Source organism: Enterococcus hulanensis (assembly GCF_005405485.1).
GTDB lineage: Bacteria > Bacillota > Bacilli > Lactobacillales > Enterococcaceae > Enterococcus_A > Enterococcus_A hulanensis.
This window is the reverse complement of sequence record NZ_BJED01000015.1, coordinates 73,680-88,134: the sequence shown is the minus strand read 5'-3', so window position 1 is coordinate 88,134 and position 14,455 is coordinate 73,680. Positions and strand designations below refer to the sequence as shown.

General features: G+C 41.1%; 18 protein-coding genes. 8 read left to right on the top strand and 10 right to left on the bottom strand.

All coding sequences use genetic code 11. The features are described 5' to 3' along the window. Positions 1-216: 216 nt before the first annotated feature. From FFR60_RS16135 to FFR60_RS16095, 9 genes are all read right to left on the bottom strand, one after another. Entirely contained in the window at positions 217-1,254 is a 1,038-nt protein-coding gene (locus tag FFR60_RS16135; RefSeq protein WP_137664924.1) for a hypothetical protein, read from the bottom strand. A 79-nt stretch (positions 1,255-1,333) separates the two neighbouring features. Continuing rightward, complete coding sequence (locus FFR60_RS16130) at positions 1,334-2,050, bottom strand: helix-turn-helix domain-containing protein (protein WP_137664923.1); 717 nt, start codon at positions 2,048-2,050, stop codon at positions 1,334-1,336. A gap of 29 nt (positions 2,051-2,079) precedes the next feature. After that, positions 2,080-2,832 carry a winged helix-turn-helix domain-containing protein gene (locus FFR60_RS16125; RefSeq protein ID WP_137664922.1) on the bottom strand — a complete coding sequence of 251 codons (753 nt, stop codon included), beginning with the start codon at positions 2,830-2,832 and terminating at the stop codon, positions 2,080-2,082. A gap of 76 nt (positions 2,833-2,908) precedes the next feature. Beyond that, positions 2,909-3,124 carry a hypothetical protein gene (locus FFR60_RS16120; RefSeq protein WP_137664921.1) on the bottom strand — a complete coding sequence of 72 codons (216 nt, stop codon included), beginning with the start codon at positions 3,122-3,124 and terminating at the stop codon, positions 2,909-2,911. A 30-nt stretch (positions 3,125-3,154) separates the two neighbouring features. Then, a complete protein-coding gene (locus FFR60_RS16115) occupies positions 3,155-5,695 on the bottom strand; it encodes a WxL domain-containing protein (RefSeq protein WP_137664920.1) in 2,541 nt (846 codons plus the stop codon). Next, entirely contained in the window at positions 5,692-6,135 is a 444-nt protein-coding gene (locus FFR60_RS16110) for an LPXTG cell wall anchor domain-containing protein (protein ID WP_137664919.1), read from the bottom strand. The genes FFR60_RS16115 and FFR60_RS16110 overlap by 4 nt, the downstream gene beginning before the upstream one ends. Then, entirely contained in the window at positions 6,122-7,195 is a 1,074-nt protein-coding gene (locus FFR60_RS16105) for a WxLIP family cell surface protein (RefSeq protein ID WP_137664918.1), read from the bottom strand. Before FFR60_RS16105 ends, FFR60_RS16110 begins: the two co-directional genes overlap by 14 nt. 72 nt (positions 7,196-7,267) lie before the next feature. Beyond that, positions 7,268-8,068: a WxL domain-containing protein gene (locus FFR60_RS16100; protein ID WP_137664917.1), complete on the bottom strand. Its 801-nt coding sequence runs from the start codon at positions 8,066-8,068 to the stop codon at positions 7,268-7,270. A gap of 363 nt (positions 8,069-8,431) precedes the next feature. Continuing rightward, positions 8,432-9,538 (bottom strand): tyrosine-type recombinase/integrase, encoded by a 1,107-nt coding sequence (locus FFR60_RS16095; protein ID WP_137664916.1) that lies wholly within the window; start codon positions 9,536-9,538, stop codon positions 8,432-8,434. 544 nt (positions 9,539-10,082) lie between these two features. On the opposite strand from FFR60_RS16095, the gene FFR60_RS16090 reads away from it, so the two are divergent. The 6 genes from FFR60_RS16090 (at position 10,083) to FFR60_RS16065 (ending at position 12,958) form a co-directional block, all read left to right on the top strand. Then, positions 10,083-10,808 (top strand): hypothetical protein, encoded by a 726-nt coding sequence (locus FFR60_RS16090; RefSeq protein ID WP_249355022.1) that lies wholly within the window; start codon positions 10,083-10,085, stop codon positions 10,806-10,808. Between the two features lie 298 nt (positions 10,809-11,106). Then, a complete protein-coding gene (locus tag FFR60_RS16085) occupies positions 11,107-11,313 on the top strand; it encodes a DUF1659 domain-containing protein (RefSeq protein ID WP_088933795.1) in 207 nt (68 codons plus the stop codon). 17 nt (positions 11,314-11,330) lie between these two features. Further along, on the top strand, positions 11,331-11,543 hold the full coding sequence (locus tag FFR60_RS16080; protein ID WP_088934285.1) for a DUF2922 domain-containing protein: 213 nt from the start codon (positions 11,331-11,333) through the stop codon (positions 11,541-11,543). 146 nt (positions 11,544-11,689) lie between these two features. After that, on the top strand, positions 11,690-12,073 hold the full coding sequence (locus FFR60_RS16075) for a hypothetical protein (protein WP_088933797.1): 384 nt from the start codon (positions 11,690-11,692) through the stop codon (positions 12,071-12,073). 48 nt (positions 12,074-12,121) lie between these two features. Then, positions 12,122-12,784 (top strand): DUF2922 family protein, encoded by a 663-nt coding sequence (locus FFR60_RS16070; protein ID WP_137664915.1) that lies wholly within the window; start codon positions 12,122-12,124, stop codon positions 12,782-12,784. 72 nt (positions 12,785-12,856) lie between these two features. Beyond that, positions 12,857-12,958 carry a type I toxin-antitoxin system Fst family toxin gene (locus FFR60_RS16065; RefSeq protein WP_137664914.1) on the top strand — a complete coding sequence of 34 codons (102 nt, stop codon included), beginning with the start codon at positions 12,857-12,859 and terminating at the stop codon, positions 12,956-12,958. Positions 12,959-13,028: 70 nt separating this feature from the next. Here the strand turns inward: FFR60_RS16065 and FFR60_RS16060 are convergent, their stop codons facing one another. Beyond that, positions 13,029-13,205, bottom strand: coding sequence for a hypothetical protein (locus FFR60_RS16060; RefSeq protein ID WP_088933798.1), 177 nt, complete (start codon positions 13,203-13,205; stop codon positions 13,029-13,031). 167 nt (positions 13,206-13,372) lie between these two features. On the opposite strand from FFR60_RS16060, the gene FFR60_RS16055 reads away from it, so the two are divergent. Next, the gene (locus tag FFR60_RS16055; RefSeq protein ID WP_137664913.1) at positions 13,373-13,717 is read left to right on the top strand and encodes a short-chain dehydrogenase; all 345 of its coding nucleotides are present in this window, start codon (positions 13,373-13,375) and stop codon (positions 13,715-13,717) included. A gap of 141 nt (positions 13,718-13,858) precedes the next feature. After that, positions 13,859-14,281 (top strand): VOC family protein, encoded by a 423-nt coding sequence (locus tag FFR60_RS16050; RefSeq protein ID WP_137664912.1) that lies wholly within the window; start codon positions 13,859-13,861, stop codon positions 14,279-14,281. The last annotated feature ends 174 nt before the right edge of the window (positions 14,282-14,455 follow it).

Below are 14,455 nucleotides of genomic sequence, written 5' to 3'. Positions count from 1 at the left end.
TCTAAGCTGACCTTAACAGAGGATTAAAAGATATTGCTACTGCTAAGTCAGGGGCGTGTGCTCTGTTCAATCAAAGCTCTCCACTTATAAAGGTACGCATAAATGTGGCGGTTTCTGACGTAAAAATATTTTTTCTTTTATATACACGTTTAAAAACCTAGTTTCCATTCTGCTGCTTTAAGAATGTAAATTAGGTTTTTAAATTGATTTTATTCGCTATTCTTTCTTTTCTGCCAGCACCTTATCCAATGCTTGAACGACTTGTTGATACTGTTCATCATTCAAATATTGACGATACGTCTCTTTTATTTTTTCTGCGGATTCGGCGTCGATAACATCTTTTTCGTCTTCTATATTTTTAAGAACTCTCGCCATTGCTTCATCGTCTACTTGTGTTGGAGAAGTAATTTCTTTGAGAAATTCTTCGATTGGGATGAGTGCTTCTTTTTTCGGCAGTTGAACGGATTTATTGTTGTTTTTCGGTTTTTGATTCATCGTCATCTTTACAGTATAGCTTGCACCGTCGTTTGAACTTTTAGCTGTGATCTTGCCTTGTTTTGTATGTTCTTTTGTATCCAAGGTTAGGTCGATCGATAAGCTTTCTAGTTTTTCTAAGTCTGTATTTTTTTGCTTTGATAGATAGTTTTGGATTTCTTCCTTCGTAAAGCGATGGGTTAGCTTGTCACCATCTTTTTTGAAGGAGTCTTTCTCTAGTGTCTTGATGAAATCAGAAATAGTTGTTTTAGGAGCCGCCAAGTCTTTTTGTCCTATTGCCTTGAGCGCCTCTTTTTGTGTCATTGAGATATATTTGCCCTCGCTGTTCTCCATTTTCTGGGTATGAGCGGAAAGGTCTGAGTTGAATTGAGCAAACTGTTGGAGTGCGGCATTAATATAGAGTTCCTTCGCTTGATGATTTGAATAAAAATCAAGCGGCAGTTTCTGTCCAAGTGCATCTAATTGGAGCTTCACGTATTGATTCATCGTTTTCTTGTCCACTTGATAGGAACCAGCGAGTGATACTCCTCTTAGCTGCTTTTCGATCACATCAAACATCATTTTATCTTCAACGCTGGAATCCTTATCCCCGGCATCGATTGAAACACTGTCAATGACAAGCTCAAAGGTTCCACTGTTCATCTTCGCTTGCTTCTGCAGCTCTGCTTGATATTCCTCTTGGAGATTCGTACCTCCGCCGCACCCGCTGATTACACTCAATACCAGTAACAACCCTACAATGAATCCATACTTTCTCACCCTTTTTCTCCTCTCTTTTGAACACTTTTAGCAAACAAAGCGTCAAAATAATCCCTATCCCCCTATCGTTTTTACTTATCTACTGCTGACCCACCAGCACTTCATCAACTTCATCCACCCCAACCTGTTCATAAACTTTCCCATCCAGTCGATACCCGCGGCCCCAACAGGTTTCGATGATTGGTCCTTCGATGCCTTGGCCGGCTAGTTTGTCTTTTAGGTGTTTGACCATGACGGATAGCTGGGACATGCTGGAGTTGCTTTTTTGTCTATTCCACATGCGGAGGCAGAGTTCTTCGCGGGAGACGGTTTTGTTCTTTTGTTCGTGCAGGATGCGGAAGAGCTTCAGCTCGCCGCTGCTGAGCGATAGGCTGGTCAGGTTGATTCTTTCTTCTGATTTTGGAAGAAAGACGATCTTGCTGTCGGTGCGGAGTTTGTCGCAGCTGAGTTTTTCTCTTAGCACTTCGATGCTGGGACGGCTTTCGATCCACTCGGTGACGCCGAGTGCTTTCCATTCTTCTAGCTGTGTTTCTTCTAGTGGTTCATCGGATTTGCGGAAGATCGGGATCGTGTAGCTGCGCAGCTGCTTCACGAGTTCTTTTACTTCGACATTGGCGATCGTTTCGCTGAGAATGATTTGGTGGAAGATTTGGATAAAGTCGTGTTTGGCGTTATCCATTAGGCATAGGTCCACCAGCTCCTTCGTGGTAAAGACTTCGTGGCCTAGCTGTCTGAGGCATTCCTCAAAGGCTTGTTCGTTCAAGGGGTTTTTGGTAAATAATAATATCTGACTCATGCGTATTCCTACTCTCTGATTTTTTTCTTCTATTGATTAAGGCTCATTGATTGGCTGTGGAATTCTCCTTTTAAGAGACAGTTGTAAAAGTACGTGTTCAACTGATACCCTTCACCCCATAATGTGTGGACGGCTTCCTCGATTCCATAGGTCTCTGCCACTTTTTTTCGGATCTTCGTGATGGCTGAGGATAGTTGGCTCAGCTTGGAGTTTTGATTTTTGGAGCGCCAGCCGCGGCATAGTTCTTCTCTGGCTAAGGACAGGTTCTTCGCCGTCATTAGCCGCTGAATGATATCTTTTTCTAGTTTGGTAAAGTGAATCTCTGAGTAATACAAAGGAAAGGCCTTTTTCTGATAGTCCAGCGAATGATTGCCGTAGGCTGCCAATTCCTTTTTCTCCTCACGAAATTCGACTTGGTACAACAGGGATTTGTAGACCAGCTTTTCGCGCAGCCGTTCTAGGGAAGTGTTCGCCAGTATCCAATCAAAAACATGCCAGTCGTGCCATTTTGCTGAAGTCGCTTCCAAAGGTTCCTCGCCGACGATCCGTACCAGACAATCTGTGGTGAACTGCTCACCGAATTCCTGCGCTTCGTTATCGGAGATCGTCTCACTTAGGAAGATCCATTGAAAGGACTTCATGAAACGATCCACGCGGCGCACGTTCTCCCACATTTCCCAGATTGATACGGAAACCAACACTTCGTAATTCAGTTTTTGGAGCTGCTGCTGCAAATAGGTCTCCACTGAAATATTTTTTGTTAAGATCAATATGCGATTCATTTTCCACCTCGTTCTTGTGTGGCGTTACACCACGTTAATATGTACAAACCGCCCGAAACATCGAGCGGTCATTTTTTTAAGCTGTTAACTGGTTCTGGATGATGACATACAGACTGATCCCCAGACCAATCCAGACGATCGCCAAGAGGAACATCCCCCAGTTTGCTAGCAGATAAGTCAGCTTTTTCCTTTGCGTCTGTTCGCAATAAGACAGATCCTTCACCAGGAAAAAGATCGCTAGGATGAGGGAAAGAACCCCCATACCCGCAGATAGCCAAACATAATTGTACATAGATTCCTCTCTCTTTCTCGCTTTCTTCACTTACGGAGCTGTGGTCAACGTCCAATCCATAACAGCCTTGTAGTCCAATCCAGCGATACCAGAATGTGCAACTAAGTCTAACTCCACATCATTAAAGTCATAGTCGATCTGATAAACTCCTTGAGTATTTCCAAGGTGAATAATAGACGTCGTATTATCCGATTCGATCCTCATTGGTCCAATAGAACTGCCAGCAGACAAAGTTTCATTAGGTTTGTTATAGTTTTGAACTTCTTTCACCGTACCAGTACCCAATATAATACTTGTAGCAGCAGGCAAGGTTTTCGATCCGCTGGTAAATGGTCCCATCTTCACTGAAAGGCTGTAAGTCCCTATACTTTCGTTATCCATATAGCGAATGTAAGGGTTGTAACTAGGATTCGCATATTCACTTGAATCTAACCCTTTCCTTTGTGCAAAAGGTTTGACCTCTACTTCTCCAAATTTGAAATTAGGAATGTTGAGTAGTCCTGAATTTCCTGAAGGTAGCAAATTCGGTTCATCTTGATCGTCGATGCGGACAAAGTTTTCTGCTTTCAATGGTGTTGGTATATTCCCGTCCACTTCAATTTCTGCTGGCAACACTTGATTTGCTGCACCTGTGGCAGTAGTTGTAAAGGTAATATCCGCATAATTATTTGGACCAGTTTTTGGAATCGAAATCCCAGTCAGATTCACCCCAGTCGCCCAATCACCTGAGTTAACAGTAAAGTCCTGTGGTGCTCCACCTGCTGGTGTTACCGTCACTTTAACAGGATCAGTTAGACCTGCCGCCCAATTAGACGTAGACTTCAAAACTAAATCTTTTAAGTCTGAGGCACCCGTATTGGTTAATTTCGAAGACCAAGAAACCGTGTCACCACTATCGACAATTTGCGGTGTTGGCTTCAAATCTAAAGTCGCGGTAGTCTTTCGTGTTTGATAGTGATAACGAAGTTCTTTAGGTCCTTTGATACTACTAATGGATATAGGTGTACTCGTAGGATTAACTATACCCGGAGCATCCGTCACATTTTCCCAACCAACATAATCCCACACATCACCATTTGTATCTGTTTGCGATGTGGGATTGGCATACATTAATAGGTCGCCGTCATTCTTCCAAGAAGTATTTGGATTTGAAGGAATTTGTAATAGAGTAGTTCCATCTGTGTGATCTACATATTTTCGAGTGATCGCATGTAGTTTCTTTTTGTAAATATAGTAAATATCTTTATTTCCAGTAATATTATTAATGGTAACTGGTACTGCTGTACCATTTACTGTTCCAGAGATTCCTTCTTTCCAACCTTGATATTCCCATATAGCACCGCTACTATCTGTCTTGGTTGCAGCTGGCGTTCCTGTGAAATTGCCGTTGTTAGCAACAGGATTTACTGTATCCCAACTTCCACTATCGATTGATGTATTACTGCTATCTACATACTTTTCCTTCACTGCAAATGCCTTAGCGTAAATTACACGAATATATCCTTCTTCATCCAACTGACTAATAGTTTTCGGTTGATTATAGTCAACTGTAATAGACGGAGGATTAGACTGCTCTAAGATTGCTGGTTTTGCATATTTCTGATGCCAGCCTTGCAGCACATACAAATTCCCACCAGATTCATAAGAAGTTGGAAGTTTGTTCATTGTATGGGTAAAATGATCATCATTAGCATCTGTTGTTTTATTTTGAGTAAATCCAGGTGGGGCTGGCACCCATCCACCATCTGGATCCATAAACTGTTCCGTTGTTTGGAATCCTTTCATGAAGAAGGTAATTTTTCTACCTAGAGCACCTGCGCTTGAGTTCTTTATAGACTGTTCTGCATAACGACTGGGATAGCTAGTCCCAGGTCTTCCACCAGTAACAGCAAATTCCACTGTGTTTGGATCAAATTCAGGCACTGCACCAAACGGCGGCCCCCCCTGATAACTAAAATTCCCTTGCGATACTCTAGTTAAGTTTGCATTTTTAATACTTGTATTGTCGTCACTAAAGGAAGCTTCTAGGATACCTACTCCACCAAGTGTGGGAGAAATATAAGTATCATATGCTAAAGTATAGCGAGAATAATCTCCTAAAACAGAAGACTTAGCTGAAATAGTTCGAATATAAGCAGGTACATTCGTAAAATTCAACCTACGAAATAAATGATAATACGTCCATCCCCGCAATCGATACGGGGGGTTGCTACTAGGCTGAAATGTACCGTAATTCCATGTCTGAGCTGGTTTAGTAAAAGAATAATTTCCTGCACCATTATATGGAATGGTAATAGTTTCTGGATTAGCATAGGCGTCAGTTTGATATACAATGTTAGCATTATCTAACCATTCTTGATCAATTGTCCTTACTGCATATTCAACTTTTGCCACCGGAACCTTTCCTGCTGGAATAAGGCTACCATCATCCATACGCATATCGAAATCAATTTTACCAGTATAAGTCCCTGTTTGTTGTGCAAGCGACTCATCCGGATAAGTTATACTTCCTACGATAACCCCTGATAAAACGATGACTACTGCAAAAAGACCTTTTATTCTTGATTTCATACTCGTTTCCTCCCTCTTTTTAGATAGAAGAAAACCAGCATCACTAAGAACACACCCGCAAATGGCAATGCCAAATGAACGAGTTCTCCGGTACTAGGCAGGAGCTTGTTATCGGCGTAATAGCGAGTCGTTCCACCTGATCCTCCATCACCATTTCCCCACCATAAAAAGCTGCTCTTTTTCTCATTCGTATCTGGTAGCGAGGACGCACTTGGAACTGTACTGCTGCTGGAACTGGTAGAGCTAGACGAACTTGCGCTCGTCGTGGAACTGGTCGTAGAGCTTGATGTACTACTACTTGATGATGAAGTACTTGTCGGATCATAGAAACGAACGCCTATTGGACTTTGACCGTTGTAACTAGTCGCATAAACGGTGGCACTACTTGTACATAAACAAAACAACCCAACAAGCACATACCAAACTTTATTCTTCTTCATGTATCTCCCTCCCTTTCTTTCGTTTGACGAAGCGAATGATGAGCCAAGCAGTCACGATAGCAGTGATCGTCCCTACCACATAGAAACTTGTCGTCCACCAAATGGGGATAAAGATACGGAACGCTGTTTGTTCATTCATCTTCTTCGCCAGCTCACGAGTGATTGTGAAATCCTGCTTAAAATCCCAGCTTTTCGTCTTTCCGGTTACTTTGCCGATAAAGGTATAATCCCCAGCAGCGACCTCTTGCAGTCCCCAATCAATCTGAAATGGAAGGACTGAGTTCGGCGCGATCTTGACATTTTCCAGCTTGTTCTTCGCCAAAGCTCTTTTTTGCCCTTTACGGACGATCTTCCCTTCTGCCACCAGTTTTTGCATAGCTTCTGGGTGTGGATTTTGGATACTAGCCTCCAAGACTTTACTCCCGTAATCAAGTTCTGGCTGGACCTTTGTCAGCTTCAGCTCTGTCTCACCATAAACAGGTGCGAAGTCTTGTTCCGTCAACACCAATCCAATGGCATACCCATAAGTGTTCTTAACAGACATACCCTCGGACTCCTCTTCTTTTTCATCAGATTTCAAGGAGATTCGAACCCCGCCAAGCAAGATACCTTGAAAGGATTCTGCCGGCATCTGAATGTCGATATCCGCCTTGCCTTCGGTGTAAGCATCCACTGAGACTTCTTTATTCTTTGGCTTCGCCACATTTGCAATCGGCAGCTTCATACTAGCATCCGGCTTCTTCTCTCGCTCGTCGTATGTAATCAAGCCATTTTTATTTGTTGCGGCATTGATGACTTCTACTTTATAGGTCTGCTTCTTATCAGAAGTATTTACGATCTTTACTTGGATCGTTTGTTTCTGTTCAGGGGTCACTAATAATTGATAGTAGCCCACACGATCATTGATCTGATTGTCTGGTAATACCGCCTGTACGGTAAAGCCCGCACGTTGTTCATTTTCAGTGATCCCTTGTTGTGATTCCTTGGTATCTTTCGCAAACCCTGTGATAGGGAAAAAGATCATTACTACTAAGCTTAAAATCGGGAGTAGTCGCTTCATATTTGGCTCCTTTAGACAAGACAGGTTGAAGACAACTTCTATCTTCAACCTGTCCTTTTTCATACTTTCTTATTAAATCGAATCTGTTAATGTCCAGTCGATTGTTCCTTCGTACTGTTCACCAGTTGCAACAGCATTCATTGCTGTATCTGGAACAACTAGATTAATATTTTTGAATTCACCTTGCCAGTACCCTTCACCGCGACCATCGGCCTTGCCAGGTCCTGTTTCGGCAGATGCACTCATGACAGTTGTTGCTGATAAATCTAATGTCACAGTTCCGGGAACAACATCAGGAGTATGTGTACCAGCTCCAGCAGTTGTCGCTGTTTCAATCCATGGTGTTGGTTTCGGTTGAGGCGTCAATTCATTGATTCCTTGAGCCATAGTAATAGTAGCACCAGATAAAAGCTTACCTGAACCACCGTCTTTCAAAGCACCAGTTAGTTTAGCTGTTAATTTCCAACCAGCCGCACGTTTCCCACGAACATCACCAACCGCAAAATGTTTCGTCGTTGGGTTAGTTCCACCAGATCCACCTGTATCGGTTGCGTGTAGAGCATTATCCCATTCCCAGTTTGAATCAAGGGGAATTGTGGTATTTCCTGAGACAACGGAGGTTGGAACAGCTGTTTCTGCGAAGTTAAATTCTTTTGGTACATAAAGCAAACCAAAATTACTATCTGGTGGATCAATTGGATCAACAATTGGATCTGTGATTTCTGGTAATTCTAATGTACCCTCTTTAAATTTTACAGACCCTTTTGATTGTCCGTCGTAATCTTTCGCTTCTGCTGGTAATGCAGTGGTAACCAATACCCCGCCTAGGAATGCTGCACTTAGCAAACCTGTGACTAATTTTTTCTTATTCATCTCTTTTCTCTCCTTAATATAATTTAGTGTTTTTATATCTAAAATGTACTAAAATGGTACATTTGATATTGGGTTAAGTTGGACCTTTAAATAAGATATGTTCTGATTATTTTTTTCATGGTTTAACCAAAACTATGAATATACCTCTAACGCCTTATGTACCAAGGCTTAGCGGAGCTTGGTGACGGTAAGCGACGGCGTATAAAATGTTTTTAAATAAAAAAAAACTTTTCTTTTAATTTCTTATAAAGGAAATAGGTGGTTTTTAACAAACCAAAAAATAGTAAGCGCTTTCTTGGGTTTTGAAAAAAGAGTGGCAGAATTTTTGGGAGGGATTTTTTAAAATTTTTCATACTTTTATTTCTAACAAATGGCGGCTTCCATTTGATAGATGACTTCAAAGCGTTGTTCTGTCATCGAGTCTGCGTAGGTATCCAGTGTTAGCTTGGTCGAGCTGTGTCCTAGGAGTTCACTGACTGATCGGATATCGCCTTTTGTTTCTATGCAGCGGGTTGCGAATGTATGGCGTAATTGATGGAAGTGGACATTCTCCAAGCCGCATTGTTTTCTGATTCGATGGAAGTGATAGGTGATTAATCGAGGTTCCATCTGATGGTTTTTTGTGGAAAAGACAAATTCTCCTTTCGATTGTTTGTGGTGTTTCATTAGGATTTTTTGCAGGTGTTGTCCCATGGGTACGGTTCGTGTACTTGATTCTGTTTTAGTAGAGCCTGTGACTAGCTGTGTTTTTTCTCCTTTATCGGCTAGGTAGATTCGTTGATAGGTCTTATTGACTGTGATCAGATGGCGGTCAAAGTCGATATCTTTCCATTGTAGTGCAGCGATTTCTCCAATTCGTAGTCCTGTTTGCAGGGCTAAATAGGTTGGTAAGCCTGCATCCTTTTTTTCGGCTAGAGCTGCTTTTTGTAGTTTTTCCTGCTCTATTCTATTCAATGCACGAATGGGCTTTTTGGTTTTCTTAGGAAGCTTTAGGGATAGAAAGGGATTTTGTTTTAGGTATTCTTTTTGGATCGCTTCATTCAGGCATTGATTGGTAATTCTTAAAATGACTTTCATTGTAGAGACCTCTAAGCCGGATTTTATCCACAGGTTGACTAATTGTTCTCCTGTAGTTTCGGTGAGTTCGTTTAAAGAGAGTTCTCCGATCTGTGGAAAAACGTATTTATTTATTTTATATTCATACGAACTATAGGTAGAGGACTTTACTTGTTGTTTGACCTCTTTAAGCCAGATATGTCCCCATTCTTCTAAGGAGATACACGTTTCTCCATAGGTTTCTTGCTGGTTTAGATAGTGGGCTTTCATTAAATAGAGCTTTGTTCGTACTTCGTTGTAGATTCTTCCATAGATGTACCCGTATTTGATTTTTCCATTGGGTTTATAGCCTTTTTTATAGCGGGCTTCCCAACGTCCATCTTTTCTTTTGTAAATGTTTTCGCCTCTGCGCATAATGCTTCTCCTTCTGACGGTTTATTTGACGGTAAATAATTAAGAATTAATTTGATTCGACCTTACTTCTAACCCTTTCAATCGAGAACGCTTGTTTTAAAATGATTACATTTATTCTTTTTTAGTGATTTTAATAAAAGATATTGATTATTCTTCTCCTATATTTTATAATTAATACAAATCAAATCATTTTTTCACTGAAATACTTAGGTTAGAAAAATGAAATTATTCATAGTTTTGGTTAAACCATGTAATAATCTATACATTTTTAATGTAATTATCAACTATTTACATCCCTTACAAATAAAGACATCTTCTCGAACCCGCCGAGAAGATGTCTTTGTTTGTTCATTAACCAGTATTTATATCCTATAAAAAGAAGAAAAAATAGCTAATCTCCAACTCCTTAATATATAACAAAAAAATTAGGTTTTTTGACTATTTTGTTATAACCCCTTAATTTTCAACAACTCACTTCTTGTTTTTTGTCGTATATTCTTATTGTAAGCATAAATAAAGCGCTTTACTATAAGGAGGAATTACTATGGATGAAATGAATAAAATAGAGGCTTTAGATGACAGACAGTGGTCACCGTTATGGGAACACTACCTTAAAGAGGCGGTCGCATTCGATCCGTTGACTGTCCATGAGATAAACTGTATCGTTCCTATTCCAGATAGAGCAGGAGTATTGATCTTCACGGATACAGAGATCCATTTCAGCAAAATCAATGCTATGAAAACCTTGCATCGCTTTTCTTCGGCACATTCATTTTCTGATTATAAAGTCTTATCTATTTGTCTAAAGAAGCTGGGGCATTTCGGAAAATATAAAATGCCTTGGGTCTGTCCGTTCTTTGCATTATTTCCACTTGAGGGAAAGGACCAGACGATCTGGCTCAACCCTATCAAGCTTTCCACCGTCTTTAGTGTGGAGGAGCAATTCTTCGCAGAACTGACGAATGGACTCTGCCTACTTCTGCCACTTCATTACCGCCGCTTCATTGAACGGGCGGAGATCGCTTGTCTGGTCTTGGCGACGATTCGCCGCGGGGTCTTACATTACGGTCTCGATGGAGAGATTCCGCTAGATTTCTTATATTTTCCAAACAGCCCTTTTGCGAAAATTTTAAGCAAACGCTCTAGTCTGAAAGAATTTCGAACACCACTTGGCGAGATTAATCGCCTATATCAACAGACCTACTCCCTCTACCATTGCGAACCCTTGATGTACGATCCAGATGATAGTGACCATATTGACTGGCTTTAGATTTAACAAAATAGCTGAACGCTTGAGTGACCGAGTGTTCAGCTATTTTTCTGTCTTTCTTCGCATTTTTAGGTAAAAACTTTCAATTATAACTCAACCTTCTTTTTTTCTCAAATTACAATTTGGCTCGTACCCCCCTCAATTTGGCAGCTTTTTTGCCGAAATCGGCCATTTTCGCTCCAAAACCTGCCAAATTGGGGGGAGTAGCTGCCAAATTCAAATTCGCATTCTTTTTTGAAATCATTTATCTTTTAGTCACCGGCCGGTACAACAATACAAAAACACGGAGGCGTTAATTATGATCCAACGATTAAGTACAAAATTACAGGTGCAGCTTTCTTTACCAGGAGCAGAGAAATTAAAGAAAGTCACGTTCCAAAACGTCGTGGAAAATCCAGATGAAGCACAAATCCTTAAACTAGGACAGCTTATGAAGGAACTTGACGTAGAAGACACACAGTTAGACGGCGTGATTATCACCAGCCAATCACGAGTGAGCAAATAAGAGGAGGAAAAGCATAAATGAAAAAATTAGTAGCGATCTTTAAAACCAGCGGCGGACGCTCCCAAACATGGAGCTACCAAAATCCCGCACAAGACCGATCCAGTGATGAGATCCGAGGCATCTTAGAAAGACTGACACTCTTGACGATCTTTGAAAAAGACGGCGAAAAGCTCTTCGACCACGTCGTCAGTGCAAAGTATGTGGAAACTGTCGAAACAATTATCTTTTAGTCCCAAGAATTTGAGGATGGGCGATAGCGCTGTCGCCTATCCTTACTAAATAGTCGGTTGCCGATCCAGCTTATTGTGGATAACTTGAACGCAGCAATGAGCTGGATGGTAGACGGCATGAAAATAGATGAGGAGGATATGATCCTATGAATGAGCAACTCTTAACGTGTCGCCAATTGTTCAATTTGAAACCAAAGACCTTAGAAAAACGTATCAGCGAATACTATTATGAGACCCAGAATAGTTCTCTGACGATTAAATATATTTTGACCTTGCGTGTGCGCTGGCAGCTTGGGGCAAAGGAGTTCCAGCACATTTTAAAAGACCTTGTCCGCGATATTTTCATGCACACCAAGGCAACTCGGACCATGAAGCGATTCTTTTATTATTTCCAAGATTACTTCATGGCACCGGAATGGCGCGCACTCACATCGAAGGTCTTTCCTGTCCGTAACTTTGGCGTAAAAGCCATGTCCCTTGTCCGTTCCCTAATTGCAAAAGTCCGTCCCGAAGAAACAAGCGAACCATGATAACTGTTTACCTGCGTGAAGAAAAAATTTGAGAAAGGATATGAGAAGATGACCCATGATTTAGTAGCGACATTTACCAACAGTCTAGGAAAAGAACATGATTGGACCTACAAGGGGCTGGACGCGTCTGTGCCGATCCCAGAGATCAAAGAAGCCTGCGAACTGTTGACCAGCTTAGACATTTTTGAAAAAGACGGCGTAAAACTATTTGACTCTGTGGTAACGGCTAAGATCGTCACCACCACCGATACGACTCTTTTTGATGATGAGGCAGAACCAGTGGATAAACAATCCACAGAAAAATTCACAGATAAATCCACAACTGAGGGAGAAACTGTGGGCATTCCTGCGACTTATCCCAAGGCAACTGTGGACAATGTGGATAAACCTGAGGAAAACTATTCACACTCTTTATTTTCTGTGGATAAGTCTGCCCTTCTACTCGCAAAACCAGCAGATAAGAGAGAGATTTCATCTTCATTAAAATTAAATACACAAATAAATGGAAAAGAAGCATTAGCACAAATTACAAATGAGTCTGCTGCCACGCCTGTAGAACAAGGACAAATGCCCGACCCATCGCCAAATCTGCAAGAGCCCGAAGAACAGCCAAAGCCACGAATCCGACTGCTCGATCGGCTCCGCAGAAGAAGAAACAGGAACAAGGAGGACCCGCTTGTCCGTCCGCCTGATGACGACACTCGCAGCTAAACCTGGTCATTTTCTAACCAAATACGCGTAGGTAAGCCCCATTCATGTCGTCAACCTCCATCATGGAAGGAGGTGGTGCTCTTGAGTGAGCTGGTACGATACGTCCTCGCTCCGCTCTTTGTTGGGTTGATCGTCGCTCTGGTCAACCATTGGCTGAGCGGGCGCGATCCATGACGACTGATTGGAAGACAAAATACACCTGCGGCTGTGCCGCAGGTGTTGGTAGGTTATTGTTGGTGGAACGTTATTCTTGAGAGGACTTCTTATCCAGTCCGATTAAGGCACGTTGTTTGCGATTGGATTCGTTGCCTATATATTTGAATACGGTTTTTATTTCCTTGACTGTCGCATTGTCTTGTAGCTCGGAGAAATTACGATTGTACTTGATCATGATTTTCTCTACTTCTTCTCTTTCAGTCATTTAACGTGTCCTCCAATCCTTTTTTTGTGTAGGTGATAGTCACTTTTTCATGATAGCCATTTTTCCAGTTTCTGAGTTACCAGCCGTGAAGGTCGCAAAATTTTTGTCTTCACGCCCCTTATCATATTTGCAGATATGCTACTATATAAGATAAAAAGGAGCAAGCGATGGCTTTAGTACACGAATTTGGAATCATAGATATCCTCACCGAATTTTCTGATGCAGAATATACACCTGATAAGTATCATTGTATTTCAGTGAATGATGACAGTATCCAAGCTTTACTTCAACCTTTGTCTTTAGTGAAGACTTATTTTAATACCTTGGATCAACCAGAGTATGGTTTGGCTTACTATGGGACGACAATCATTCCGCCCGAATCATTACCTTCATTTTTAGATATTGTTTTGTCTACTAGGAATTTGAATCAGCAGGATGATCTAATCGAGCTTTGCAGAAAAATCATTCATGCGAAAAACGAAGATAAGCATATGATCCATTATGGGATTTAAACTAGCTGCGACGGGGAATAAGTCTGTCATGTATCTTCTCATTCAATCCAAGTTAAAAAGATGCTGCGGTTCCAAAAGAATCCATTTAGAAAAATGCTAAGAAAGTAACGTTGATTCCATCATTTAAAAAGGAGAGTACCTATGAAGCAAAGCATTGTTCATATAGCGCTAGTTGTAAACGATTACGATGAAGCAATTGATTTTTATACTAAGAAACTGGATTTTACTTTAATAGAGGATACGTATCAGCCAGAGCAAAATAAACGATGGGTCGTTGTATCTCCCAAAAATTCAAACAGTACGACGATCTTGTTGGCAAAAGCTTCCAAACCGATCCAAAAAGATTTCATTGGAAACCAAGCTGGTGGTAGAGTTTTTCTGTTTCTTGCAACAGATGATTTTGACCGTGATTACAACAACTATCTTGCTAAGGGAATTGAATTTGTTAGAGAGCCAAAGGTGGCAGATTATGGAAAAGTCGCCGTTTTTAAAGATTTGTACGGGAATTTATGGGATTTAGTTCAATTTGGCGAAGATCATATTATGAACCAGCGGTTAGATTAATCCTTTTACAGTGGTGGTATTGCTAAATACGAGTGGATTCAAAAAATAGAGCGTGGCTCTATTTTTTGTCTTTAATTGTCTGAGTTAACTAACTTAACCCATAAACTTAATTTGAAATAAAGTTGCCCGATTTTCTTCTCCTTTTCCAAGCTTTTGGTATATCAACCATTTTCT

Bases quoted from the DNA above. Each gene is read 5' to 3' on its own strand.
- FFR60_RS16100 (WP_137664917.1), bottom strand. From the start codon at position 8,068: ATGAATAAGAAAAAATTAGTCACAGGTTTGCTAAGTGCAGCATTCCTA.
- FFR60_RS16055 (WP_137664913.1), top strand. From the start codon at position 13,373: ATGGCTTTAGTACACGAATTTGGAATCATAGATATCCTCACCGAATTT.
- FFR60_RS16060 (WP_088933798.1), bottom strand. From the start codon at position 13,205: ATGACTGAAAGAGAAGAAGTAGAGAAAATCATGATCAAGTACAATCGT.
- FFR60_RS16080 (WP_088934285.1), top strand. From the start codon at position 11,331: ATGAAAAAATTAGTAGCGATCTTTAAAACCAGCGGCGGACGCTCCCAA.
- FFR60_RS16120 (WP_137664921.1), bottom strand. From the start codon at position 3,124: ATGTACAATTATGTTTGGCTATCTGCGGGTATGGGGGTTCTTTCCCTC.
- FFR60_RS16050 (WP_137664912.1), top strand. From the start codon at position 13,859: ATGAAGCAAAGCATTGTTCATATAGCGCTAGTTGTAAACGATTACGAT.
- FFR60_RS16105 (WP_137664918.1), bottom strand. From the start codon at position 7,195: ATGAAGCGACTACTCCCGATTTTAAGCTTAGTAGTAATGATCTTTTTC.
- FFR60_RS16130 (WP_137664923.1), bottom strand. From the start codon at position 2,050: ATGAGTCAGATATTATTATTTACCAAAAACCCCTTGAACGAACAAGCC.
- FFR60_RS16115 (WP_137664920.1), bottom strand. From the start codon at position 5,695: ATGAAATCAAGAATAAAAGGTCTTTTTGCAGTAGTCATCGTTTTATCA.
- FFR60_RS16070 (WP_137664915.1), top strand. From the start codon at position 12,122: ATGACCCATGATTTAGTAGCGACATTTACCAACAGTCTAGGAAAAGAA.
- FFR60_RS16110 (WP_137664919.1), bottom strand. From the start codon at position 6,135: ATGAAGAAGAATAAAGTTTGGTATGTGCTTGTTGGGTTGTTTTGTTTA.
- FFR60_RS16095 (WP_137664916.1), bottom strand. From the start codon at position 9,538: ATGCGCAGAGGCGAAAACATTTACAAAAGAAAAGATGGACGTTGGGAA.
- FFR60_RS16090 (WP_249355022.1), top strand. From the start codon at position 10,083: ATGGATGAAATGAATAAAATAGAGGCTTTAGATGACAGACAGTGGTCA.
- FFR60_RS16085 (WP_088933795.1), top strand. From the start codon at position 11,107: ATGATCCAACGATTAAGTACAAAATTACAGGTGCAGCTTTCTTTACCA.
- FFR60_RS16125 (WP_137664922.1), bottom strand. From the start codon at position 2,832: ATGAATCGCATATTGATCTTAACAAAAAATATTTCAGTGGAGACCTAT.
- FFR60_RS16075 (WP_088933797.1), top strand. From the start codon at position 11,690: ATGAATGAGCAACTCTTAACGTGTCGCCAATTGTTCAATTTGAAACCA.